Origin of the sequence: Mycobacterium heckeshornense (genome assembly GCF_016592155.1) — a bacterium.
Lineage (GTDB): Bacteria > Actinomycetota > Actinomycetes > Mycobacteriales > Mycobacteriaceae > Mycobacterium > Mycobacterium heckeshornense.
Window position 1 is genome coordinate 4,286,825 of record NZ_AP024237.1, and the last position, 22,017, is coordinate 4,308,841.

At 67.5% G+C, this 22,017-nt stretch carries 25 protein-coding genes; 16 read left to right on the forward strand and 9 right to left on the reverse strand.

The genetic code is table 11. The annotated features are described in order from the left end of the window. The first annotated feature begins 40 nt into the window (after positions 1–40). From fadD8 to MHEC_RS20725, 10 genes are all read left to right on the forward strand, one after another. Positions 41–1,642 (forward strand): fatty-acid--CoA ligase FadD8, encoded by a 1,602-nt coding sequence (gene fadD8 / locus MHEC_RS20680; protein WP_048889638.1) that lies wholly within the window; start codon positions 41–43, stop codon positions 1,640–1,642. Between the two features lie 148 nt (positions 1,643–1,790). Then, positions 1,791–2,216, forward strand: a complete 426-nt coding sequence (locus MHEC_RS20685; RefSeq protein ID WP_048889684.1) for a nitroreductase family deazaflavin-dependent oxidoreductase — start codon at positions 1,791–1,793, stop codon at positions 2,214–2,216. Further along, the gene (locus tag MHEC_RS20690) at positions 2,213–3,115 is read left to right on the forward strand and encodes a 1,4-dihydroxy-2-naphthoyl-CoA synthase (RefSeq protein WP_048889637.1); all 903 of its coding nucleotides are present in this window, start codon (positions 2,213–2,215) and stop codon (positions 3,113–3,115) included. Before MHEC_RS20685 ends, MHEC_RS20690 begins: the two co-directional genes overlap by 4 nt. Before the next feature lie 49 nt (positions 3,116–3,164). Next, complete coding sequence (locus tag MHEC_RS20695; protein ID WP_048889636.1) at positions 3,165–4,049, forward strand: SDR family oxidoreductase; 885 nt, start codon at positions 3,165–3,167, stop codon at positions 4,047–4,049. A 34-nt stretch (positions 4,050–4,083) separates the two neighbouring features. Continuing rightward, the gene (locus tag MHEC_RS20700; RefSeq protein WP_048889635.1) at positions 4,084–4,500 is read left to right on the forward strand and encodes a VOC family protein; all 417 of its coding nucleotides are present in this window, start codon (positions 4,084–4,086) and stop codon (positions 4,498–4,500) included. Positions 4,501–4,588: 88 nt separating this feature from the next. Next, positions 4,589–5,824, forward strand: a complete 1,236-nt coding sequence (locus MHEC_RS20705) for an inorganic phosphate transporter (protein ID WP_048889634.1) — start codon at positions 4,589–4,591, stop codon at positions 5,822–5,824. Then, positions 5,821–6,123, forward strand: a complete 303-nt coding sequence (locus tag MHEC_RS20710; protein WP_048889633.1) for a hypothetical protein — start codon at positions 5,821–5,823, stop codon at positions 6,121–6,123. The genes MHEC_RS20705 and MHEC_RS20710 overlap by 4 nt, the downstream gene beginning before the upstream one ends. A gap of 60 nt (positions 6,124–6,183) precedes the next feature. Beyond that, positions 6,184–6,486, forward strand: a complete 303-nt coding sequence (locus MHEC_RS20715; protein ID WP_048889632.1) for a DUF3349 domain-containing protein — start codon at positions 6,184–6,186, stop codon at positions 6,484–6,486. A 71-nt stretch (positions 6,487–6,557) separates the two neighbouring features. Then, positions 6,558–7,625, forward strand: a complete 1,068-nt coding sequence (gene menE / locus MHEC_RS20720; RefSeq protein ID WP_235434718.1) for an o-succinylbenzoate--CoA ligase — start codon at positions 6,558–6,560, stop codon at positions 7,623–7,625. Between the two features lie 11 nt (positions 7,626–7,636). Continuing rightward, positions 7,637–8,989 (forward strand): hypothetical protein, encoded by a 1,353-nt coding sequence (locus MHEC_RS20725; RefSeq protein WP_048889630.1) that lies wholly within the window; start codon positions 7,637–7,639, stop codon positions 8,987–8,989. A gap of 7 nt (positions 8,990–8,996) precedes the next feature. Here MHEC_RS20725 and MHEC_RS20730 read toward each other — a convergent pair whose 3' ends face one another. Next, on the reverse strand, positions 8,997–9,659 hold the full coding sequence (locus MHEC_RS20730) for a TIGR04282 family arsenosugar biosynthesis glycosyltransferase (RefSeq protein ID WP_048889629.1): 663 nt from the start codon (positions 9,657–9,659) through the stop codon (positions 8,997–8,999). Further along, complete coding sequence (locus tag MHEC_RS20735) at positions 9,656–10,312, reverse strand: glycosyltransferase family 2 protein (protein WP_048889628.1); 657 nt, start codon at positions 10,310–10,312, stop codon at positions 9,656–9,658. Before MHEC_RS20735 ends, MHEC_RS20730 begins: the two co-directional genes overlap by 4 nt. A 201-nt stretch (positions 10,313–10,513) precedes the next feature. Here MHEC_RS20735 and MHEC_RS25150 point away from each other — a divergent pair, with 201 nt between their 5' ends. The 3 genes from MHEC_RS25150 (at position 10,514) to MHEC_RS20750 (ending at position 12,399) form a co-directional block, all read left to right on the forward strand. Continuing rightward, on the forward strand, positions 10,514–10,687 hold the full coding sequence (locus MHEC_RS25150) for a DUF2293 domain-containing protein (protein WP_082169456.1): 174 nt from the start codon (positions 10,514–10,516) through the stop codon (positions 10,685–10,687). Positions 10,688–10,916: 229 nt separating this feature from the next. Continuing rightward, positions 10,917–11,381 (forward strand): hypothetical protein, encoded by a 465-nt coding sequence (locus MHEC_RS20745; protein ID WP_048889627.1) that lies wholly within the window; start codon positions 10,917–10,919, stop codon positions 11,379–11,381. A gap of 286 nt (positions 11,382–11,667) precedes the next feature. Next, positions 11,668–12,399: an HTTM domain-containing protein gene (locus MHEC_RS20750; RefSeq protein WP_236591514.1), complete on the forward strand. Its 732-nt coding sequence runs from the start codon at positions 11,668–11,670 to the stop codon at positions 12,397–12,399. An 81-nt stretch (positions 12,400–12,480) separates the two neighbouring features. Here the strand turns inward: MHEC_RS20750 and MHEC_RS20755 are convergent, their stop codons facing one another. Continuing rightward, the gene (locus tag MHEC_RS20755; protein WP_172442079.1) at positions 12,481–14,343 is read right to left on the reverse strand and encodes a hypothetical protein; all 1,863 of its coding nucleotides are present in this window, start codon (positions 14,341–14,343) and stop codon (positions 12,481–12,483) included. Between the two features lie 286 nt (positions 14,344–14,629). On the opposite strand from MHEC_RS20755, the gene MHEC_RS20760 reads away from it, so the two are divergent. Further along, positions 14,630–16,369 (forward strand): DUF7937 domain-containing protein, encoded by a 1,740-nt coding sequence (locus tag MHEC_RS20760; RefSeq protein WP_048889624.1) that lies wholly within the window; start codon positions 14,630–14,632, stop codon positions 16,367–16,369. Here the strand turns inward: MHEC_RS20760 and MHEC_RS20765 are convergent, their stop codons facing one another. Genes MHEC_RS20765 through MHEC_RS20775 form a run of 3 tightly spaced genes read right to left on the reverse strand, consistent with a single transcriptional unit; the run spans position 16,370 to position 18,725 of the window. Beyond that, complete coding sequence (locus MHEC_RS20765) at positions 16,370–16,891, reverse strand: hypothetical protein (RefSeq protein WP_048889623.1); 522 nt, start codon at positions 16,889–16,891, stop codon at positions 16,370–16,372. 26 nt (positions 16,892–16,917) lie between these two features. Then, the gene (locus MHEC_RS20770) at positions 16,918–17,952 is read right to left on the reverse strand and encodes an NAD-dependent epimerase/dehydratase family protein (protein WP_048889622.1); all 1,035 of its coding nucleotides are present in this window, start codon (positions 17,950–17,952) and stop codon (positions 16,918–16,920) included. Next, complete coding sequence (locus tag MHEC_RS20775; RefSeq protein WP_048889621.1) at positions 17,949–18,725, reverse strand: S-methyl-5'-thioadenosine phosphorylase; 777 nt, start codon at positions 18,723–18,725, stop codon at positions 17,949–17,951. Before MHEC_RS20775 ends, MHEC_RS20770 begins: the two co-directional genes overlap by 4 nt. A 30-nt stretch (positions 18,726–18,755) precedes the next feature. Here MHEC_RS20775 and MHEC_RS20780 point away from each other — a divergent pair, with 30 nt between their 5' ends. Further along, complete coding sequence (locus MHEC_RS20780) at positions 18,756–19,628, forward strand: 1,4-dihydroxy-2-naphthoate polyprenyltransferase (protein ID WP_048889683.1); 873 nt, start codon at positions 18,756–18,758, stop codon at positions 19,626–19,628. Here MHEC_RS20780 and MHEC_RS20785 read toward each other — a convergent pair. Together MHEC_RS20785 and MHEC_RS20790 are read right to left on the reverse strand one after the other, a co-directional pair. Beyond that, positions 19,617–19,961: an ester cyclase gene (locus MHEC_RS20785; protein WP_048889620.1), complete on the reverse strand. Its 345-nt coding sequence runs from the start codon at positions 19,959–19,961 to the stop codon at positions 19,617–19,619. The two genes, MHEC_RS20780 and MHEC_RS20785, sit on opposite strands and share 12 nt — an antisense overlap. Positions 19,962–20,118: 157 nt before the next feature. Then, positions 20,119–20,427 carry a DUF4229 domain-containing protein gene (locus MHEC_RS20790; RefSeq protein ID WP_264016528.1) on the reverse strand — a complete coding sequence of 103 codons (309 nt, stop codon included), beginning with the start codon at positions 20,425–20,427 and terminating at the stop codon, positions 20,119–20,121. Between the two features lie 45 nt (positions 20,428–20,472). Here MHEC_RS20790 and MHEC_RS20795 point away from each other — a divergent pair, with 45 nt between their 5' ends. Then, a complete protein-coding gene (locus MHEC_RS20795) occupies positions 20,473–20,634 on the forward strand; it encodes a hypothetical protein (protein WP_099868793.1) in 162 nt (53 codons plus the stop codon). Positions 20,635–20,653: 19 nt separating this feature from the next. Here MHEC_RS20795 and MHEC_RS20800 read toward each other — a convergent pair whose 3' ends face one another. After that, positions 20,654–21,946 carry a MinD/ParA family ATP-binding protein gene (locus MHEC_RS20800; RefSeq protein WP_048889618.1) on the reverse strand — a complete coding sequence of 431 codons (1,293 nt, stop codon included), beginning with the start codon at positions 21,944–21,946 and terminating at the stop codon, positions 20,654–20,656. Positions 21,947–22,017 lie beyond the last annotated feature (71 nt).

The following is a 22,017-nucleotide window of genomic DNA, read 5'->3' on the forward strand; positions in this document are numbered from 1 at the left end:
GGGCTGCGCGCGTTTTGTAACACGTTCTAGTCTTGCCTGCATGAGTGACGAGCTGCTGCGCAACCCCACGCACAACGGTCATCTGCTGGTCGGTGCGTTGAAACGGCACCGCGACAAGCCGGTGCTGTTCCTGGGCGACACCACGCTGACCGGCGGTCAGATGGCGGCCAAGATCAGCCAGTACATCCAGGCGTTCGAGGCGCTCGGTGCGGGCACCGGCGCAGCAGTGGGGCTGCTGTCGCTGAACCGGCCCGAGGTGTTGATCATCATCGGCGCCGGCCAAACCCAGGGCTACCGCCGCACCGCGCTGCACCCGCTGGGTTCGCTGGACGACCACGCCTATGTGCTCTCCGACGCCGGGATCAGCACGCTGATCATCGACCCCAACCCGATGTTCGTCGAGCGGGCACTGGGGCTGCTGGAGCGGGTGGACTCGCTCCAGCAGATCCTGACCATCGGCCCGGTACCCGACCAGCTCAAGCACGTCGCCAAGGACCTGTCGGCCGAGGCCGAGAAATACCAGCCGCAGCCGCTGGTGGCCGCCGACCTGCCACCGGATCACATCATCGGGCTGACCTACACCGGCGGCACCACCGGCAAACCCAAGGGCGTCATCGGCACCGCGCAGTGCATCAGCACCATGACCATGATCCAGCTCGCGGAATGGGAATGGCCCGAGCAGCCGCGGTTCTTGATGATCACCCCGCTGTCGCACGCCGGGGCGGCGTACTTTCTGCCGACGTTGGTCAAGGGCGGCCAAATGTACGTGCTGCCCAGGTTCGACCCGGCTGAAGTTTTGAAAACCATTGAGGAGAAACGGATTACGGCGACATTTGTGGTGCCGTCGATGCTGTACGCGCTGCTGGACCACCCGGACTCGCACACCCGCGACCTGTCGTCGCTGGAGACCGTCTACTACGGCGCGTCGGCGATCAACCCGGTGCGACTGGCCGAGGCGATCCGCCGATTCGGCAAGATCTTCGCCCAGAACTACGGGCAGTCCGAGGCGCCGATGGCGATCACCTATCTGGCCAAGGGCGATCACGACGAGAAGCGGCTGACCTCGTGCGGACGCCCGACGCTGTTCGCGCGGGTCGCGCTATTAGACCTCGACGGCAAACCGGTGCAGCAGGGCGAGGTCGGCGAAATCTGTGTCAGCGGGCCGCTTTTGGCCGGCGGCTACTGGAACCTGCCCGACGCGACTGCGGAAACGTTTCGCGACGGCTGGCTGCACACCGGCGACATGGCACGCGAGGACGAGGACGGCTTCTACTACATCGTCGACCGGGTCAAGGACATGATCGTCACCGGCGGGTTCAACGTGTTCCCTCGGGAGGTGGAGGACGTCGTGGCCGAACATCCGGCGGTCGCCCAGGTGTGCGTGGTCGGCGCGCCGGACGAAAAGTGGGGCGAAGCCGTCACCGCGGTGGTGGTGCTGCGGCCCGACGCACCCCGCGACGACGCCGCGATCGCGACGATGACCGCGGAGATCCAGGCCGCGGTCAAGGAGCGCAAGGGCTCGGTGCAGTCGCCCAAACGAGTCGTGGTCGTCGACTCGCTGCCGGTCACCGGGCTGGGCAAACCGGACAAGAAGGCGGTGCGCGCGCAGTTCTGGGAAGGCGCCGAGCGCGCGGTCGGCTGAGCCGTGACGGCGCGCGAACGTTACGCTGCAGTCACGTTCGCGCCCGAGCGTGACGACAGCGGCACGCTCGGCGACCGCACCCGGCGCGAGTAGTGTCTGTGCCGTGTCCGACACCCAGCGCATCCGGCCACCGTGGTGGCTCAAGCCGATGAACAAGGTCTTCATCCAGATGTCGCGGCTGGGCCTACGATTCGGCGGCGAAGGCCCAGTCGTGTTGACGGTCCGCGGCCGCAAGTCCGGGCAGCCGCGCTCGACGCCGGTCACCCCGATGACCGTCGACGGCAAGGAGTACGTGGTGGCGGGATTTCCCGGTGCCGACTGGGTGGAGAACACCCGGGCCGCAGCCGAGGCCCGGATTACCCGCGGGCGCCGTCGCCAGCGGGTGCGGATGGTGGAGCTGTCAGCCGACGAAGCCCGCCCGCTGCTGCGCGAATGGCCCAACCAGGTGCCCACCGGGGTGGGGTTCATGAAGCGCGCCGGGCTGGTCACCGATGGGCGGCCCGAGGAATTCGAAGCGCTCGCCGGACGCTGCGCGGTGTTCCGCGTCGAACCGTTGGAAGTCGAACAGCGTTGACCGACAACCCGTTTGATCCCTGCGCGTGGCGAGCTGTCGACGGGTTCGCCGACCTGACCGATATCACCTACCACCGCCACGTCGCCGATCCCACCGTGCGGGTGGCGTTCAACCGGCCGGAGGTACGCAACGCATTTCGCCCGCACACCGTCGACGAGTTGTACCGGGCGCTGGACCACGCGCGGATGTCACCGGACATCGGGGTGGTGCTGTTGACCGGCAACGGGCCGTCGCCGAAGGACGGCGGCTGGGCGTTTTGCTCCGGCGGGGACCAGCGCATCCGCGGGCGCAGCGGCTACCAATACGCCTCGGGCGAGACCGCCGATACCGTCGACACCGCACGGGCCGGACGGTTGCACATCCTGGAGGTGCAGCGACTGATCCGCTTCATGCCCAAGGTCGTCATCTGCCTGGTCAATGGCTGGGCGGCCGGCGGCGGGCACAGCCTGCATGTGGTGTGCGACCTGACCCTGGCCAGCCGCCAGCACGCCCGGTTCAAACAGACCGATGCCGACGTGGGCAGCTTCGACGGCGGTTACGGCAGCGCGTATCTGGCGCGCCAGGTGGGCCAGAAATTCGCCCGGGAAATCTTCTTCTTGGGCCGCACCTACACCGCCGAGCAGATGCATGCGATGGGCGCGGTCAACGCTGTGGTCGACCACGCTGAGCTAGAGTCGGCCGGCCTGCAATGGGCAGCGGAGATCAATGCCAAATCTCCTCAGGCGCAACGGATGTTGAAGTTCGCATTCAACCTGATCGACGACGGGCTGGTCGGCCAGCAGCTGTTTGCCGGGGAGGCAACACGTTTGGCGTACATGACCGACGAGGCCGTCGAAGGCCGCGATGCCTTCCTCGAGAAGCGTAAGCCGGATTGGAGCCGGTTCCCACGCTATTTCTGAAGACAGTGGCGGCTCGGCAGCTGATCACCCCCCACCTAGACTTCGGTTTATGAGCAAAAGTCCGATGCGCCGTCTTAGTGAGGCGTTTGCGCTGGCCAGCATGCGGCCACCCATCGCGCCGCAATTGCTGCCCACCCGCCCCGACGCCAAACCGGTCGACCTCCGCGGCAAACGGATCCTGCTGACCGGGGCATCATCGGGCATCGGCGAAGCCGCGGCCGAACAGTTCGGCGACCACGGTGCCATCGTGGTCGCCGTCGCGCGGCGCAAGGAGTTGCTCGACGCGCTGGTCGAACGGATCACGAACCACGGCGGGACCGCGATCGCGATCGCGGTCGATCTGTCCGACATGGACGCCGTCGACGCGCTGGTCGCCGATGTCGAGCACCGCCTCGGCGGGGTCGACATCTTGGTCAACAACGCGGGCCGGTCCATCCGGCGCCCACTGGCCGAGTCGCTGGAACGCTGGCACGACGTCGAACGGACCATGGTGCTCAACTACTATTCGCCGCTGCGCCTGATTCGCGGCATCGCGCCGGGAATGCTTGCCCGCGGCGACGGCCACATCATCAACGTCGCGACCTGGGGCGTGTTCAGCGAAGCGTCACCGCTTTTCTCGGTATACAACGCGTCGAAGGCCGCGCTGTCAGCAGTGAGCCGGGTCATCGAAACCGAATGGGGCACAAAGGGAGTCCATTCGACGACGCTGTACTATCCGCTGGTGGCCACACCGATGATCGCACCGACCAAGGCCTACGACGGGATGCCGGCGCTGACCCCGCGCGAGGCGGCGGAGTGGATGGTGACCGCAGCCCGGGTACGCCCGATTCGGATTGCGCCACGCATCGCCGTGGCCGCCCGGGCACTCGACACCGTCGGCCCGCGCTGGGTCACCGCGCTGATGAAGCGACAGCGCATTCAGCCGGCTTCCTGAACCGCTGTCGGCAGACGCGTGGTAGACACGAAGGATGGAGATCCTGGCCAGCCGAATGTTGTTCCGGCCGACGGACTATCAGCGGTCGCTGAGCTTCTACCGCGACCAGATCGGCCTGGCGATTGCCCGCGAATACGGCGCGGGCACAGTGTTTTTCGCGGGCCAATCGCTGCTTGAGCTGGCGGGATATCCGACTTCGGACCGCTATCAGGGCCCGTTTCCCGGCGCATTGTGGCTGCAGGTGCGCGATGTCCGCGCCACCCAGGCCGAGCTGGAGAGCAGAGGTGTGCCGATCGCTCGCGAGGCGCGCCGCGAGCCGTGGGGACTACACGAAATGCATGTGACCGATCCCGATGGCATCACGCTGATCTTCGTGCAGGTACCCGGCGATCATCCGTTGCGCCGCGATACCCGCCGCGATCCGCTACGTGAACCAGAGGGGAACAGCTGAAGACGAGCCGACATACTTCTGCGGTTCTTTTCGGGATTCCTTCGACAAACTTAAGGTTCGAGCCCCAGAATTGGCGCCGTGATGCCCTGTGACTCTTGACTTATTCCTGTTGATCATCGTCGTCATCACAGCACTCGCCTTCGACTTCACCAACGGCTTTCACGACACCGGCAACGCCATGGCCACGTCCATCGCCAGCGGGGCGCTGGCGCCCAGGGCGGCGGTCGCCCTGTCCGCGGCGCTGAACCTGGTTGGCGCATTCCTGTCGACCGCAGTCGCGGCGACGATCGCCAAAGGCCTGGTCGACTCCCACCTGGTGACGCTGGAACTGGTATTCGCCGGGCTGGTCGGCGGCATCGTCTGGAACCTGCTCACCTGGCTGCTGGGCATCCCGTCCAGTTCCTCGCACGCGCTGATCGGCGGCATCGTCGGTGCCATGATCGCCGCGGTCGGCGGCCACGGGGTGATCTGGAGCGGCCTGGTGTCCAAGGTGATCATCCCGGCCGTGGTGGCCGCGGTGTTGGCCACGCTGGTCGGCGCTGTCGGCACCTGGCTGGTCTACCGCATCACCCGCGGTGTGCCGGAGCAGCGCAGTGAACAGGGCTTTCGCCGCGGCCAGATCGGTTCGGCGGCGCTGGTCTCGCTGGCCCACGGCACCAACGACGCCCAGAAGACGATGGGTGTGATCTTTTTGGCGTTGATGTCCTATGGCGCGGTCAGCAGGTCGTCGACCCTGCCGCCGCTGTGGGTGATCGTGTGCTGTGCGGTGGCGATCGCGGCCGGCACCTACTTCGGCGGCTGGCGAATCATCCGGACCATGGGCAAGGGGCTGGTGGAGATCAAGCCGCCGCAAGGCATGGCCGCCGAGTCGTCGTCCGCGGCCGTCATCTTGCTGTCCGCCAATTTCGGGTATGCGCTCTCCACCACCCAGGTCGCCACCGGATCGGTGCTGGGCAGCGGGGTCGGCAAACCCGGCGCCGAGGTGCGCTGGGGCGTGGCGGGCCGGATGATCATCGCCTGGCTGATCACGCTGCCGTCGGCGGGCATCGTCGGCGCAATCACCTACGGCGTGGTGCACGTCATCGGCGGGTACGCCGGAGTGGTCGTCGGCTTCGCCCTGCTCTCGGCGACCTCGCTGGCGATCTGGCTGCAGGCCCGCAAGGTGCGCATCGACCACACCAACGTCAACCACGAGTGGGAAGGCAGCCTGACGGCCGGACTCGACAGGGCCGAACCGATCCTTTCCCCGGCGAACTTGACAGCGGGGCTGCCCAGCCCGCCGGACGACGACACCGTCCCCGCACCCAGCGCTCCCGCCTCATGAGTACCTGGTTCAACTACGCCGCCACGCTGAAAATCCTGGTCTTCAGTCTGCTCGTGGGTGCCGGGCTGCCGGCGCTCTTCGCGGTCGGCATTCGGCTGGGCGCGCTCGGCGCCGGGGTGAGCGCCGATAGCCACGCCGTTGCCGTCAGGCGCCCGATCGTGACGGTGCTGAGCTGGGCGATTTTCGCCCTGGTGCTGGCGGCGGTCGTGCTCGGCGTGCTGTTCATCGCACGCGAATTCATCGCCCACCACACCGGGTGGTTCATCCTCGGCGCTCCAAGGCCCCATGGCGCCAAGTAGCATCGCGATCGTCGGGTGCTTACCGTTTTTGGCCGCCGCACACGCGAAAGTTGACGCACTGTGAACCGATTCCTCACCTCGATTGTTGCCTGGCTGCGTGCCGGGTATCCGGACGGTATCCCCCCGACCGACTATTTCCCGGTGCTGGCCTTGCTGTCCCGGCGGCTCACCAACGACGAGGTCAAAGCCGTGGCCGGCGAGCTGATGAAGCGTGGCGATTTCGATCAGATCGACATCGGCGTGGCAATCACCCAGTTCACCGACCGGCTCCCGGCCCCCGAGGACGTCGAACGGGTGCGGGCACGGTTGGCCGCCAAGGGCTGGCCGCTTGACGATGTCCGCGACGGTGAGGGCCGCGGATAGCCGTTCTGCGTGCAGTAACCGTTGCGCCGGGCTCCGCGGCGCGCTCGCTGCTGCCCGCCCTGGAGGGCGTTATCAGCGGCCCGGGATCCGCTTTCGTGCCGGTGCGCTCGGGCGGCGCGTTGCCGGCGCTGCGGATAGGCGAGGAGATCGACGACGACATCGCGGTCGTGGTGACGACGTCGGGCACCACCGGGGCGCCCAAAGGTGCCCAGCTCACCGCCGCCGCGCTGACCGCCAGCGCAATCGCTACTCACGCCCGTCTCGGCGGTCCGGGCCGCTGGCTGCTGGCGCTGCCTGCCTATCACATCGCCGGCTTGCAAGTGCTGGTGCGCAGCCTGCTGGCCGGCGTGGTGCCCGTCGAACTGGACATCTCCGCGGGTTTCGATGTCAACGAGTTACCCAGTGCAGTAAGGAAACTGGGCGGCGGCCGCCGATACACATCGCTGGTTGCCGCCCAGCTGTCCAAGGCGCTCACCGACCCGGCTGCAACCGGGGCGCTCGCCGAATTCGACGCGGTGCTGATCGGCGGCGGTCCCGCACCGCGACCGGTGCTGGATGCCGCTGCGGCAGCCGGTATCTCGGTGGTGCACACCTACGGGATGAGCGAGACCGCCGGCGGCTGCGTCTACGACGGCGTCCCGCTCGACGGGGTCCGGCTGCGCCTCGCCGCCGACGGGCGCATCGTGGTCGGTGGTGCGACACTGGCGCGCGGTTATCGCAACCCCGTTGATCCCGACCCGTTCGCCGAGCCGGGCTGGTTCTACACCGATGATCTTGGTGCGCTGGATGATTCGGGCAAGCTGAGTGTACTGGGCCGAGTGGACGAGGCGATCAGCACCGGTGGGTTGACGGTCGCTCCGCAGCCGGTGGAGGCAGCGCTGTCGACCCATCCGGCGGTGCGCGACTGCGCGGTCTTCGGTGTCGACGACGCCCGGCTGGGTCAGCGAGTGGTAGCCGCGGTGGTGGTGCGGCATGGTTGCGCCGCGCCGACGCTGGACGAGCTGCGGGCCCATGTCGCGCGCACCCTCGACGGCGCCGCCGCGCCGCGCGAGCTGCACATCGTCGACGCGCTGCCGATGCGCGGGATCGGCAAAGTCGACCGGCAAGCGTTGGCCCGGCGGCTGGGCGGCGGCCAATAGGCTCAGCGTTCGTGAACGTCGGTCGCCGAGAGATGATCGCGGCCGCGGTCGGCGTCGTGCTGGTTGCGGCCGCGTTCGTGCTGCCACGTGCGCATTGCGGGGTCGTCCCGTTGCGTCACATGCCGCCGGACCGCTTCGCCACCCACGCCGCTGCGACACCGATCTCCGGCTGGTGGGAACCGCACATCGGCTGGGGTTCCGTCCCGGCGGTACTCGTCGCGCTAGCCGTCGTCAGCTACGGTCCGGGGGTGGCGCAGCGCCTGCGGTGGCGGGCGTTGCCGCTGGTGGCCTGGGCGACGGCCTGCGCGTGGGCATTTGCGCTCGCGATGATCGACGGCTGGCAGCGCGGCTTCACCGCCCGGTTGACCGACAAAAACGAATACCTGCAACAGGTGCCGAGCATCACGGACATCCCCGAGGCGCTGCGCACCTTTGCCAGCCGAATCCTCGACTTCCAGCCGAACTCTTGGATCACGCACGTGTCCGGGCATCCGCCCGGCGCGCTGCTGACGTTCGTGTGGCTAGACCGCCTCGGCTTGGGCGGCGGTGCCTGGGCAGGGCTGCTCTGTCTGCTGGTCGGTTCGAGCGCGGCGGCCGCGGTGCTGACCGCGATACGAGCAGCGGCCGACGAGCCCACTGCGCGGTTGGCCGCGCCGTTCGTCACGGTGGCGCCGACGGCCATCTGGATAGCGGTGTCCGCCGATGGGTACTTCGCCGGAGTCGCCGCGTGGGCTATCGCGTTGCTGGCGTTGGCGGTACGCGGTTCGGTTCGGTTTCCGGGCCTGGTCGCCGCCGGAGCTGGGCTGCTGCTCGGCTGGGCACTGTTCCTCAATTACGGGTTGGCGTTGATGGCGCTCCCGGCGCTAGCGGTGCTGGTTTGCGCCGACGATTGGCGCCGCTCGGTGCGTGCGCTGACCCCGGTCGTTCTGGCCGCCGTGGGGGTGGTGACGGTGTTCGCGGGCTTAGGTTTCTGGTGGTTCGATGGCTATACCCTTGTACAGCAACGTTATTGGCAGGGTATCGCTCACGACCGGCCATTCCAGTACTGGAGCTGGGCCAATCTGGCCGAGGTGGTGTGTGCGATCGGGTTGGGCAGCGTCGCAGGCCTCGGCCGACTGTTCGATCGCGACGCCATCCGGCAGCGCTCAGGTTTGCACCTGCTGTTGCTGGCCATGCTGGCAGCTATTGTGTGCGCCGACTTAAGCATGCTGAGTAAGGCTGAGACTGAACGGATTTGGCTGCCTTTCACGGTGTGGCTAACTGCGGCGCCAGCACTGCTGCCACCGCGCTCGCATCGTTTATGGTTGGCGCTGAACGTATTCGGGGCGCTGGTGCTGAATAGCATCATCTTCACGAATTGGTGACTGGTCGTCAGAGCCCTGCCGCGCGGGTGGCTTGACTGAAGCGACTGACCGGTTCGCAAGCATCGCGGACAGCAGCGACATCGTCGACGATGTCGAAGTCGGCCAGTGGCTGGACGAGGGTGACGCCAATACCATTGCGGCGCAGAGCGTCCAAGGTAAGCAAACCGGTGTCGGCTCGCGACATCGGCACCCCGCGCAGGCAGCCGGCCATTGCCGGTGTGCGCACACCAAGCACCCACCAGCCGCCGTCGCGAGCCAATCCGAGCACCGCCGGTGTCTCGCACAGGCATCGCCCGCACCCCGCCAGTAGCTCACCCGTCACCTGGGGGGTGTCCATCCCGATTTGCAGCACCGGATAGCCGTCCGCCGCGTCGACGTGGGCGTTGGCGAGCCGGTCAGCGAAGCTGTCGCCGCGCTGGGCAATCACCGTGAAAGAGTCGATCCGATGCCGGATCTCGGTGGCGTGGGCGGCGTGGTCGAGCTCGCCGGCGAGTGCCAGCACCCGCGCGGCAACCGGTGCGGCAGCGACGGCGTCGAGGGTATCCAGCAGCGCTGCCGCCGCGATTTCGGCGGCGACCCGGTCCCCCACGGTCGCCGCCAGCCGGGTCTTGGCCCGGCCGGGCACCGGCGCCTTGGCCACCACCAGCACGGTCACCGGCACGACGGTCACGAGATCGCCTTCCAGAAGTCCAGGATCGCGACGACACTGCCGCGCAACGAGCCGCTGACCTTGGACTCACCGGCGATGCGGGGGCCGTAGACGACGTCACGTTCGACCACACGCCATCCAGCCGACGCCGCACGCACCAGCAACTCGAGCGGATAACCCGACCGGCGGTCTTCGACGCCCAGCTTCAGCAACGCGTCGCGCCGGGCGACCCGCATCGGCGCGATGTCGTGCACCGGCAAACCGTGGCGGGTGCGCAACCGCCAGCTCATCACCCTCGTGCCCAGCCGGGCGACCCACGGCCAGCGCAGGCCGGGCACGGGTCGTCGTCGCCCGATGGCCAGGTCGGCGCCGGCCTCGACCTCTGCCACCAGCCGGGGCAGGTCACCCGGATCCAGCGAACCGTCGGCGTCGATCACCGCGACGATTGCCGTCCTGGCCGCCACCACCCCGGCGTGCACCGCCGAGCCGTACCCGGGCCGCGGCTCGGTCACCACCCTGGCCCCGTGGCGGCGGGCCACGTCGGCGGTGTCATCGGTGCTGTTGTTGTCCACCACCAGCACCTGATAGCCCTGCGGAATGGCCGCCAGCACCGCGGGCAGCGACTCCGCCTCGTTGAGGCAGGGCAGCACCACCGTGACTGCACTGTCGGACATGCCCTTCGACAGTAGGGCAGCACACTCGGGCAATCGGCAGTTTCACGCCCGCGGGGAGCAGAAGCTCGCCGTCAATGGTCGCCGGCCCGCAGGACAGACAGACGGCGGCTACGATCGACCGGCCGATGGCAAGTAAAGGTGTGCAGCAGCGGGTCCGGCGAATAGCCGAGACAGCGCTCGGCGAACAGCGGCTGGATCCCGATGCTGTACGGCCCGCCGCTGCGGCCTCAGTGTGGCACCTCGTATACCGATTACGACGAACGGTTGATGTCGGGCACCGACCGAGAAACCGCTCGGCGTCACGTATACGGCCGCATCGAGGAAGTTTTGAACAGTTGGCGCGATACGCGGGGGATGCCGTGCGATTCCGACTAGCATTCCCAATGCCTTTGGAAGCCGCGGCCGAGCCGACTTCCGCCATGTTGAGTGCGCTGCACCGCGCGGGCTGGATGGATATGCGAATGCTGTTTCAGCGTGGGGAATTTCGCATGCCAGCCCCCACCCGTACGGCGAGACGAAGGAGCTTGTACTGAGCGTCAAGAGGTGGTCGGCGATTGGGCAGCGGTTCGAGCGCTCCCGCGTCGGCGAGGCGGTGCTTAGCTGTGTGGTCGTGGTGGTGCTCATCACCGGCGTGGTGTGGAGCCTTCCCGATGCTGAGCTCAAGCGGCGGCTGGTGCCGGTGCTGGAGCCGGTCGCATCGGCGACTGGTCTGGAGCAAAACTGGCGGATGTATGCCCCCGACCCGCTGGAGCGCCTGGAATTCGTCGAGGTGAGTGTCACCATGGCCGATGGGTCCCAGCGGGTATGGACCAATCCGCGCGGTGACCGCGTGCTGGGAGCGTTCGCCTGGTATCGGTGGCAGAAGCTCAAAGAGAACCTCGTGCACCAGCCGGCCAGCCGAGTTGGTTTGGCGCATTGGGTTGTTCGTCGATTCACCGGTCGCGGCGAACATGCTAGCCGAGTGCAGATAATTTTGCGTACCGAATCGCTGCCAGCGCCGGGCACAAATGGTCCCCGCACTGGCGGTAAGGAAATCATCTACGACGAAATGTTGGCCGCCGAGCGATGACCGGGCCGGGGAGCCGTCAGCGGCCATGGGCGGCCGCGGTGAAAAGCTGGCGGGCGTTTTGGTTCCAGACACAGCCTGCCTACACCTTGGGTCTGGTCAGGATGGCGTTCGGTGCGGTGGCGATCGGCTGGACGGTCTCTTTGCGTCCCGATCTGTATGAGCTATTTGGCCCACGCGGGGTGGAGCCGCCGGGGGGAAGGTTTTCAATGGGGGGGTTTTCGCACTCTGGACCAGTGACCGTGCGCTGTTTCTCGGGTGGGCGGTGCTGCTCGTTTCGTCGGTCTTGGTGACGATCGGTTGGCACAGCCGGCTGGCCGCGCTGGTGGTGTTCGTGCTCATCGTGTCGTTCGAACACCGCAACCCGTGGGTGTGGAATTCCGGCGATATCGTTGTCCGCCTTGAGGCGTTGTTCCTTGCGCTGTCGCCGTGTGGTGCGGCGTTGTCGCTCGACCAGCAACGCGCCGGCGCGACGTTCTGGTCAGCGCAGCGACGCCCACAGTGGCCGCTGCGATTAATGCAATTACAGCTGTCACTGATCTATCTCGCGTCCGTGCTGAGCAAGATCAACGGCAGCGCGTGGCCACAAGGCACTGCGGTGTCCTACGCCCTGCGCCTGCAAGACATGCTGCTGGTTCGGGCCCCGGACTGGCTCACCGAGAGCCCGCTGCTGATGAACATCGCCACCTGGGGTTCGCTCGGCGTCGAGCTGTCCCTGGCGATTTTGGTGTGGAACCACCGATTGCGGCCATGGGTTCTGGCCGCGGGTGTGCTCATGCACACGTTGATCATGATCACCATCGCCGTTGGCTTTTTCACACTGGCGATGTTCGTCCTTTATCTCGCATTTGTGCCGCCCAACACCGTGCAGTGCCTTCCCCGCAATACCAAAGACGCCGTGACGAAAACGGCGACAATGCTGACTCGCCGACCACGAAGCAGTCGCCAATCGGTCAGCGACCGCAAAAACGACGCGGCGGCAAAGAGTTGTCGCGAGCGCGGCTCTGCTGACCCGATGTAATCATCGAAAGACTTTGGTGAACAACAGTTCTCGGGTCGATAGCCGTTCCGGCCGCTGGGCGCCGACGCTGGTTTGCCGCGATTAGTGGTGGTGCCAACCGCCGGTCGTGCCACCGCCCGTGGTGCCGCCACCCGTCGTGCCGCCACCTGTCGTGCCGCCACCAGTCGTGCCAGCCGTGGTGCCGCCACCCGTCGTGCCAGCCGTGGTGCCGCCACCCGTCGTGCCGCCACCGGTCGTGCCACCGGTCGTACCCGCAGTCGTGCCGCCACCCGTCGTGCCACCCGTGGTGCCGCCACCAGTCGTGCCACCGGTTGTGCCACCGGTCGTACCCGCAGTCGTGCCGCCACCCGTCGTGCCGCCACCCGTCGTGCCACCGGTCGTGCCCCCGGTGGTACCGGCGGTCGTGCCGCCAGTCGTGCCACCGGTCGTACCCGCAGTAGTGCCGCCACCCGTCGTGCCGCCACCCGTCGTGCCACCCGTGGTGCCGCCACCCGTCGTGCCACCGGTCGTCGTGCCACCGGTCGTACCCGCAGTAGTGCCGCCACCCGTCGTGCCACCGGTCGTGCCCCCGGTGGTACCGGCGGTCGTGCCGCCAGTCGTGCTACTGGGCGGCGGGTTGATCGGGATGGGGATCGGAATCGGAATAGGGACTGGGTTGTAAGTCGGCGGAGGCGGCGCAGGGGCCACCGGCGGTGGTTGCTCAATCGGAGGACCAGCCGGGGCTCCGCCAGGCAGTTGTTGAGTCCCGGGGCCGGTGACACCCTGCGGAGCACCACCATCCGAACCCGACGGCAGCTGGGGCGCTTGCGGGGGCGGTGAAGCGGCCGCACCAGGCGGCGGCAACACCGGCATGAAGTTCCCCGGAACAGGCTTCTGCTGCTGTCGAACCGGCTGCTGTGGCTGACTCGCCGCGGTCGGTCGAATTCCCACTGTTACCGCGACGGCCAACGCGGCGCACCCGGCAACCACGATGCCGCCGACGGTGCTGCCCACAAGCAACGCCCGGCCCACCTGCGGTGGCGCCGCCTCGGCCTCATCCTCGTCACCGGCGTATTCCATCGGCAGCAACTCGGAATCGTCGTCCGCCATCGAGTAGGCAAGCTGAGCGCCCGAGCCTGTGAGATCCTCCGACGGCTCGATCATCGTCGCGTCCTGGGATGGCATCGCCGCCATCGTCGCGTCCTGGGATGGCATCGCCGCCATCGTCGCGTCCTGGGATGGCATCGCCGCCATCGTCGCGTCCTGGACCGGCATCGCCGCCATCGTCGCGTCCTGGACCGGCATCGCCGTCTGCGTCATCGCCACCGACGCCGCGGCCAGCGCCGCGCCTCGGGCAATCGCGAATTCCGGATCGTCCGGCACCGCTACCGGCAAAGCTGAGGTGGCGCGAAGTTCGTCCGCCACCGCCGAAACATCCGCGGATCTGCCGATCAGGTAGATGTCTTCGGCCGCTCCTGACTGCTCGCGCAGCCGGCCCAACAACCTCCCGGCCGCAGTGACACCGTCCGAGCCGCGCAGCGGCTCGGCGCCCAAAGCCGTCATCGTCGCGTCGTCGCCGCCGACAACAGACAGCATCGCCGTGTCGTCATCGATCAGAAGCACACCATGTTGCCCGGTGCCGCGAGAAAGATTGCGCACCAACGCCGTTACTGCCTCCGGCTCGGATAGCAACGACACATTGTGGACACCCGAGTCGTCTAGCACCTTACGCAGCTGACCGGCTTGACGCTGATCCGCCCAGCACAGCCGGGTACCGACGAGCCGATGGCCTTCATCGGCGAGCAGCCGGTGCGTGCCGACGACCGTTTCCGACAGCCTCCCGATCGGGTCCGCGGCAAGGTCGACAACGGACTGATCGATCACCACGTCGCCACCGTCGCCCGACCCGACGAGCGCCAAACGCGCGGCCGGACCTGTGACCGCGACGCCCAACGCTACGTCCATCGCGGTTCTCCTCTCTGAAACTGCGCATCGCATCGGCACGTCCACCGCGGATCGCTGGCATGGAAATCACCGGCTGGCTGCGACAATGTCTCATCATCATTACACCGCGATGACTCTGGCGGCATCCGGCGTTGGACAACTTTGCTCTTACGCAGGTCGGACCGGCCCATAGGCGCTGCCGCGGGTCTTCCAGACGAGCGGTATGTTTCGCAGACCAGCAGCGCAACAGTGCCCGGGAGGTGTTAACTGTGCCCACAACCGGTTGCCAAAACCATTCAGGGGGAGCATGGTGAGCGAAAGCCGTGGGGACACGCCTACCGGTCGGTCCAGCGCCCGACCACGCATTGCCCGCGCCCAAACCACGGATCCATCGCAGGAACCGCGCCACCCCTCCAGCCAGTTCGCCGCCACCCAACCGATTTCCACGCAGAAATTGTCGCCACCGCTCTCGCGGTCCGTCGTGACCCCCGAGTCGGCACGACGATGGAACATCGGCCGCGACGTGGCCGCGGCTGTGCTGCTGCTTGTCGCACCGTTCTTCCCGTGGAACCTGTACTTCGGCGGCGGCATCCCCGGCGGCCGCGGTGGCGTATTCGCATTGCTGCTCGCTGCCACCGCCCTTTCACTGGGGTCGATCGCCGCAACCTATGCGGGGCCCCGGAGACTGATCAGCCCCCGCTTCGACTCGGTCCTGATTGGTCGGCTGCGGGCAGGACTCAACGCGCCGTACGGGCTGCTGGTGTTCGGCGTCGTGGTGTTCGACGTGGTGCAGACCGTCCGATACGGCGGCAGCGCCAATGTGCCGGGCGGTGTGGGTCCGGGCGCATGGCTGGGCATCGCCGGCTCGTTGTTGAGCGCGCAGCCAGTGATCACTAGCGCCGCCGCCGACGACGGCAGGTTCCGAGGCTGGCTGCAGTCTGCCCGCGTCGTGGGCTATGGCTCGATCACCCTTGCCGCGCTGAGCTTTTCGTTCAACCTGTTCTGGCGGGTGAAAAGTGCCCTGCCAGGCTCGACGGGGTCTGGGTTCGGCAAGCAGAATGTGGCGATCATCGTAACTGCGCTGATCTACGGCATCGTGGCGTTGGTGGCAGTCGTCGTGGCGTCGCGATGGATCCTTCGGCGCAGCCGGGTATCTCGGCTCGCGATCATTGCACTCGGGGCGTCGGCTCTGCTTGCTGGACTGATCGTGTGGATTCTGCCCATGGGGCGTGAGATCGACGGATTCCACGGCATCGCCCAGAACACGTCGACGGCAGGTGTCGGGTTCGAGGGCTATCTGGCCTGGACCGCGGCAGCAGCGATTTTCGCGCCGCTGATCCTAATGACGACCATGACGGTCCAGCAGGCCGATATTTGGCGAGCCGCTGCGCGAAAAAGCCTGCTGCTCATAGTGGTATGGTGTGTCGGTTCGGTGGTGATGCGCGTCACCGACCTCATCGTTTCGGTGACTTTGAGTCTGCCGTATTCGCCCTACGACAGCGCAGCGATGGCCGCGTTCGACCTTGTCACCGCTGTACTGGCCATTTGGCTTCACATCAACCTGCTCAATCGTGCTCTGCCCGCGGTGGTGATCACTTCAGCATGTGCAGTCCTGTTGGTGCTCACTATTGCTCGCATCATGGTGGGCATCGCATTTGCGCCCCGCTTCGCCGGCCCGTCACCGGCGTCGAATGCGGTCTACGGGAACAATCTGGCCCAGCAGATCACCAGCACCTTCGACGTTGTGCTCTGCGGGCTAGCCGTCTGCATCCTCGCAATCGCCGTCGTCACCGGCCGCTCACGTCCAACTGCGAAGACCACCAGCCCAATTCGCGCTGCTCAGCCATCTCCAGACCCACAGACGACGCGGTTGGCAGCCGGGGACCCGCAGACGACGCGGTTGGCGACGGGTGGCCGTGCGGAGCCGCCGTCGTCGCCGCGAATCCATCGTCCCCCGAGCGACGACACGCGGCACACGAGCGCCGCAAAGCCCAAGATCTATCGGACACAAAGTGACCCGCGTGAGGGTGGCCGTCACCAAGCGTGACTACAGGGTCGCGACCAACCGGAATGCGATGTCGGTGGCCGAGCCGTACACGAGGTGTGCGCTGAGGTCCTTCGCCAATGTCTTGAGCTCATAACACCATATCGGTTCGTACAGCTTCGCCGGCGCCAGGACGGCGTAGGACTGCAGCCAAACACCCGCACCAAAGCCCGGTCCGCGCCAAAGGGGACGCCGACTGACCGATCCACTAATCAGGCCGAAGAGCGCACCCCATCCCACCCCCGTGGCCCAGTGAACGACATTGTTGACCAGACGCGCTCGCGTCGGCGGCAGGTCGCGGTCGAAGACACCCTCAACCAGCCGCTTGCCGACCTGGGCCGGTGCTGGCGCGTCCTCCCAGTTGGCCAGCCCAGCCGATGTTTCCCACGCGACAAACCCGCTGTCGCCGCCTTGCCGCTTGTAGCGCCGGTACCACAGCAGGTCCATCGCCAGTGTGCCCACGGCACCGGCCAACGCGCCTCGCAATACCGCCCCGAGCGGCGTCAACCGAACACGGCCTTGCATCGGCACAGCCTACCGACGCCCGCCAGCTAGCCGCGCAGCGGTGCGAACGCGAATTCACGCAGCCCGTCTCGCGGGCCGACCGCCGCCCGAAATCCCAGCAACTCGGCGGCGCGCGCGGGGTCGGCGACGATGTGCCGCACGTCGCCGCTGCGGTATCGGCCGGTAATGACCGGCGACACGGGGCCGCCGCGCGCCTCGCACAACGCTGTGGCGACCTCCAGGATCGAAATCGGCTCCCCGGAGCAGACGTTGGCTGCGGTGAAGCCGCCGCGCTCGGCGGCCACCGCCGCGACATTGGCGGCAGCGACATCGTCGACATGGACGAAGTCGCGCATTTGACCACCGTCTTCGAAAACCGGTGGCGATTGGCCCTTTTCGAGCGCGGACCGAAAGATCGCCGCCACGCCAGAATACGGGGTGTCGCGCGGCATGCCGGGACCGTAGACGTTGTGGTAACGCAACGCCATCACCGAGCCGCCCGTCGACTCCGCCCAGGCAAGCGCGTAATGCTCCTGGGCGGTCTTGCTGGCCGCATACAAGCTGCGGGGCCGCAATGGCGCATCCTCGTCGACCAGCCGCCACCTCACGGCAAGCCCGCACAGCGGGCAGCGGTGCTCGAACACCCCCGCATCGAGATCCCGCCGGCGCCGCGGCGGCGGGTCCACCGACCCGTGTTGCGGGCAGTCGTAGCGGCCCTGCCCATAGACCACCATCGACGACGCCAGCACCAGGCGCCGCACCCCGGCAGCGAACATCTGGGCCAGCAACACCGCGGTGGCGAAGTCGTTGTGGCTGCCGTATGCCGGCGCGTCCGCGGCGTCGACACCCGCGCCGACCACCGCGGCCTGATGACACACCACATCGACGCCGGCCAGCAGCGGGGCCAACGCCTCGGCGTCGCGGATGTCGACGCGCCGACAGCCCGGTGGAACAGCTGCACCGGGCCCGTGCGCGGCGGGCAGCATCGCATCGACGGCGATCACATCATGGCCCGCCGCCTGCAGCGCTGCATGCACGCGGGCCCCGATGAAACCGGCGGCGCCGGTCAGCAGCACTCTCACGGCGAGTCGAACGGCAGCTGGGCGCCGGTGTGCGACAAGCACTGCGTGCAGGTGTGGTCGGCGGCTACCCGGCCGATCGCCTCGTGCACCAGCTTTTTGAACGGCTCGATGTACCTTTCGAATTCGGCGAACACCTCGTCGGCTTTGACGCCGGTGCCGACATCGATACCGGCGTCCAAGTCGGTCACCAAAGCAATGGCCGCATAACACATTTCGAGTTCGCGAGCCAGCACCGCCTCGGGATAACCGGTCATGTTGATCAGCGTGCAGCCTGCCGCGGCATACCATTGGCTTTCCGCGCGGGTGGAAAACCGCGGGCCTTGGACTACCACCATGGTGCCGCCGTCGACCACCCCGGGGATGCTGGTGACGGCGGCCCGCAAAGTGGGGCAGTACGGGTCGGCGAAGCTGGCGTGCACACCGCCGGACTCGAAGTACGTGTCGGCGCGCCCGTGGGTACGGTCGAGCAGCTGGTCGGGCACCACCACCGTGCCCGGCCCGAGCTTAGCGGTCAGGCTGCCGACCGCGCACGGCGCAAACACCCGTCGTACCCCCAGCGCGCGCAGCGCCCACATGTTGGCCCGATACGGCACGGTGTGTGCCGAGTATTCGTGGCGTGCGCCGTGCCGCGGCAGAAAGGCGACGTCGTGCTGGCCGACGGTGCCCACGGTGACCGGAGCGCTGGGCGCGCCGTACGGGGTGTCCAGGTTGATGGTGCGCGCGTCGGCTCCGAAGAAGGTGTAGAAGCCGCTGCCGCCGATCACTGCCAGCATCCGCTCATTGTGCCGTGGAAGGATCGGGCCGTGGCCACCGTCAGGCAATGGGTCGCGGGTGCGCGGCCGCGCACGTTGCCCAACGCCGTCGCGCCGGTGGTCGCCGGCACTGGCGCTGCGGCCTGGCTGCACGCGGTCGTGTGGTGGAAGGCGCTGCTGGCGTTGGCCGTCGCGGTGGCGATGGTCGTCGGCGTCAACTTCGCCAACGACTACTCCGACGGCATTCGCGGCACCGACGACGAGCGGGCCGGCCCGGTTCGGCTGGTGGGCTCACGGTTGGCGGCGCCGCGCTCGGTGTTGGCGGTGGCCGTAATGAGTTTGAGCGTCGGCGCGGCGGCCGGCCTGGTGCTCGCACTGACCAGCGCGCCATGGTTGATTGTCGTGGGTGCGTTGTGCATCGCCGGCGCGTGGCTGTACACCGGGGGTTCAAAACCTTACGGCTACGCGGGGTTTGGCGAGGCTGCGGTGTTCGTGTTCTTTGGTCTGGTCGCCGTGCTGGGCACCCAGTACACCCAGGCGTTGCGCATCGACTGGGTAGGCGCGGTGCTGGCGGTCACCGCGGGTGCGTTCTCGTCGGCGGTGTTGGTGGCCAACAACCTGCGCGACATCCCCACCGACGCGCGGTCGGGCAAGCACACGCTCGCGGTGCGCCTCGGCGATGCCCGAACGCGGGTGCTGTACCAGGGGTTGCTGGCGGGCGCCGGCGGGTTGACGGTGGTGTTGATGCTTGCGACGCCCTGGTGTGCTGCAGGATTCGCCGCCGTGCCGCCCGCGGTGCGGGCGCTGCGGCCGGTGCGCGGCGGGCGCAGCGGGCATGAGCTGATCGCGGTGCTGCGCGACACCGGCCTGGCGATGCTGGTGTGGTCGATCGCCGTGGCGTTGGCATTGCGGTTAGCCGGCTGAGGTGCCGGTCCAGTACTCGACGAATCGCCCGTCGGCCACGCGCAGGATGTCGTTGCCGGAGAATGGCGTGACGGTGCCGCCGCTGGTGCCGCGACCGCTCCACCGTGCCGCCACCAGTTCGCCGTCGACCAGCGGCCCGACCTCGATGTCGAAGGTCAGCTCATCGAACACGGTGCGGGTTTCGTCGATGATCGACTGCAGTTCGGCCGGACCATGCACCTCGCGATTCGGCCAGTGCCCGACGAAGTTGTCAGCGACAATTTCGCCGGCAACCGGCTTGCCGGACCACAGCTCGTAGATCCATCGGCGATACAGGTCACGTGCGTCGCTCACGGCAGCCAAGATAGCGAGGGATCGTGGGCGTGGTTGATGTCGAGACTGCGCTCACAGCATCGAGGCTGCGCTGGCCGCGCGGTTCACGCGGCGGGTAGTCGCCATAGTCACAGAGTCGACGGAACTCGACCGCGTCAAGCGGCCGTTGACGGCCCCGTCATTCCGGTGGCACGTCGCCGCGCAGCCGGGCCCGCAGTTGTTCGCGGTCTTTCCGCCGACGCTCGCCGACCGTCGCCAACCCGGCGGTGGCGCGGCGGCGCAGCGGACCGAAAATCCAGATACCCAAAGGCATTCCGAGAACCAGGGCGAACAAGACCGCGACGACAAGCGGGAATTCCTGCACTCCGACCAGCCGCGCCGCGCAAACGATCAGCACGCTGAGCGCGACGACTAACGCCATCCGGGCCGCCGCGTAGAGTAGCACATCAACGACCACACGGCGGGTCGAGGTGGGTCCGTCTACCACGATCCGAGCCTACGGCGCAGGTATATTCGGACCAAGGAGGTGCTGATGCTCTACCTGCTCCTCGTCTTGGTCCTGGGGACGCTGATTTACCTCGGCTGGCGCGCCGCCCGGTCGCAGGCCAACCGGCCGAAGACGCGCGTCATCGGACCCGACGACGATCCAGAGTTCCTGTGGCGGTTGAGCCACGGCGACAACAACCCGCGGTGACGAGCGCCGCCGGCGTCGGCTAGATGAAGTGCGCAGCGGGCCGCCGCTGGTCACTGGGGAACCCGTCGGCGACAATCGCGGCCAGTTCGATTAGTGCCTCGCGGGTTTCCCGCTTCAACCGCTCCAGGCTGATCTCGGCGCCCTCCTCGAGATGGGGGTCGAACGGTATCAACCGCACCGCGCGGCACCGCCGCGAGAAATGATCGACCACCTTCTGCATGTCGACCTTGCCCGAGCGCGGCCGCACCGCGTTGATCACCGCGATCGACCCGCGCACCAGGTTCTCGTGGCCGTGGGCGTCCAACCAGTCCAGCGTCGCGGAGGCGCTTCGCGCCCCGTCGATCGATCCGGAGCTGACCACGATCAACGTGTCGGCCTTGGCCAGCACCCCCGACATCGCCGAGTGCAGAAGCCCGGTGCCGCAGTCGGTGAGCACGATGCCGTAAAAGCGCTCGAGTATTTCCAGGGTGCGGGCATAGTCCTCGGCGCTGAACGCTTCCGAGACCGCCGGATCGGTTTCTGACGCCAGCACTTCCAGCCGGCTGGGGCCTTGATTGGTGTAGCTGCGCACGTCGCTGTAGCGCTCGATGCCCCGGGCGTCACGCAGCAAATGCCGCACCGTGGCCGGTGTTTCCAACGGCACTTTCTGGCTCAGCGTGCCGCGGTCGGGGTTGGCGTCGACGGCCACCACGCGGTCGCCACGAATCGAGGCGAACGTCGCGCCCAGGCAGGCGGTGATGGTGGTCTTTCCCACCCCGCCCTTCAGCGACACCACCGCGATCCGATAGCAACCGCGCAAGGGCCTGTTGGCCTGGACCACGAGGTCGTTGTAGCGGGTCACCCGCGGGCTTTCCCCGACGTTGATCAAGTGCCCCGACAGGATGTAGAGCCACCGCCGCCAACCCTCCGAGGGCGGCGGCTTGACCTGCCGCAACAGGGTGCTGGTGGACAGCTCCGGATAGGGGGACGGGGGTGTGGACGCCGGGCGGTACTGGGTATCGATCGACGTCGACGGGTCGGGTGCGCCGCCGTAATAGCCGTAGGCGGTCGGCTCCGGCGGATGCGGAATACCCGTGGCCGGGGTGGCGGCCGCCCAGGCCCGTGGCTCGGCGACCGTTTGCGGAGGTGGTACGCCGCGCGTCTGCGCCTCGCTGAACCGGCGCTGGGTGCGGAATCCGGCAAAGGCCTTCGTCTCCGCGTCGCTGGTCCCCTGGTCCGGCTGGCCCGGATGCCGCTGTGGTGGCAGCTGCGTCGTCGGCTGATCTTCGCGGCGACCGGAGGACCCAGCGTCCTGCGGTGGATGGTCAGACACGTGACTTTCCCCTCGTTGCAGTGCTCGGGTCGCCTGTGACGAACATATCGCAGCGCCCGGTTGATGCCCCC

Excerpts from the sequence above, each read along its gene's own strand:
- MHEC_RS20775 (WP_048889621.1), bottom strand. The coding sequence starts at position 18,725 with ATGCTGGCAGTGATCGGCGGCAGCGGCTTCTACACCTTCTTCGGAGCC.
- MHEC_RS20710 (WP_048889633.1), top strand. The coding sequence starts at position 5,821 with ATGAGTACCTGGTTCAACTACGCCGCCACGCTGAAAATCCTGGTCTTC.
- MHEC_RS20685 (WP_048889684.1), top strand. The coding sequence starts at position 1,791 with ATGAACAAGGTCTTCATCCAGATGTCGCGGCTGGGCCTACGATTCGGC.
- MHEC_RS20755 (WP_172442079.1), bottom strand. The coding sequence starts at position 14,343 with ATGGACGTAGCGTTGGGCGTCGCGGTCACAGGTCCGGCCGCGCGTTTG.
- MHEC_RS20695 (WP_048889636.1), top strand. The coding sequence starts at position 3,165 with ATGAGCAAAAGTCCGATGCGCCGTCTTAGTGAGGCGTTTGCGCTGGCC.
- MHEC_RS25150 (WP_082169456.1), top strand. The coding sequence starts at position 10,514 with ATGCTGTACGGCCCGCCGCTGCGGCCTCAGTGTGGCACCTCGTATACC.
- fadD8 (WP_048889638.1), top strand. The coding sequence starts at position 41 with ATGAGTGACGAGCTGCTGCGCAACCCCACGCACAACGGTCATCTGCTG.
- MHEC_RS20760 (WP_048889624.1), top strand. The coding sequence starts at position 14,630 with ATGGTGAGCGAAAGCCGTGGGGACACGCCTACCGGTCGGTCCAGCGCC.
- MHEC_RS20795 (WP_099868793.1), top strand. The coding sequence starts at position 20,473 with ATGCTCTACCTGCTCCTCGTCTTGGTCCTGGGGACGCTGATTTACCTC.
- MHEC_RS20735 (WP_048889628.1), bottom strand. The coding sequence starts at position 10,312 with ATGTCCGACAGTGCAGTCACGGTGGTGCTGCCCTGCCTCAACGAGGCG.
- MHEC_RS20700 (WP_048889635.1), top strand. The coding sequence starts at position 4,084 with ATGGAGATCCTGGCCAGCCGAATGTTGTTCCGGCCGACGGACTATCAG.
- MHEC_RS20765 (WP_048889623.1), bottom strand. The coding sequence starts at position 16,891 with ATGCAAGGCCGTGTTCGGTTGACGCCGCTCGGGGCGGTATTGCGAGGC.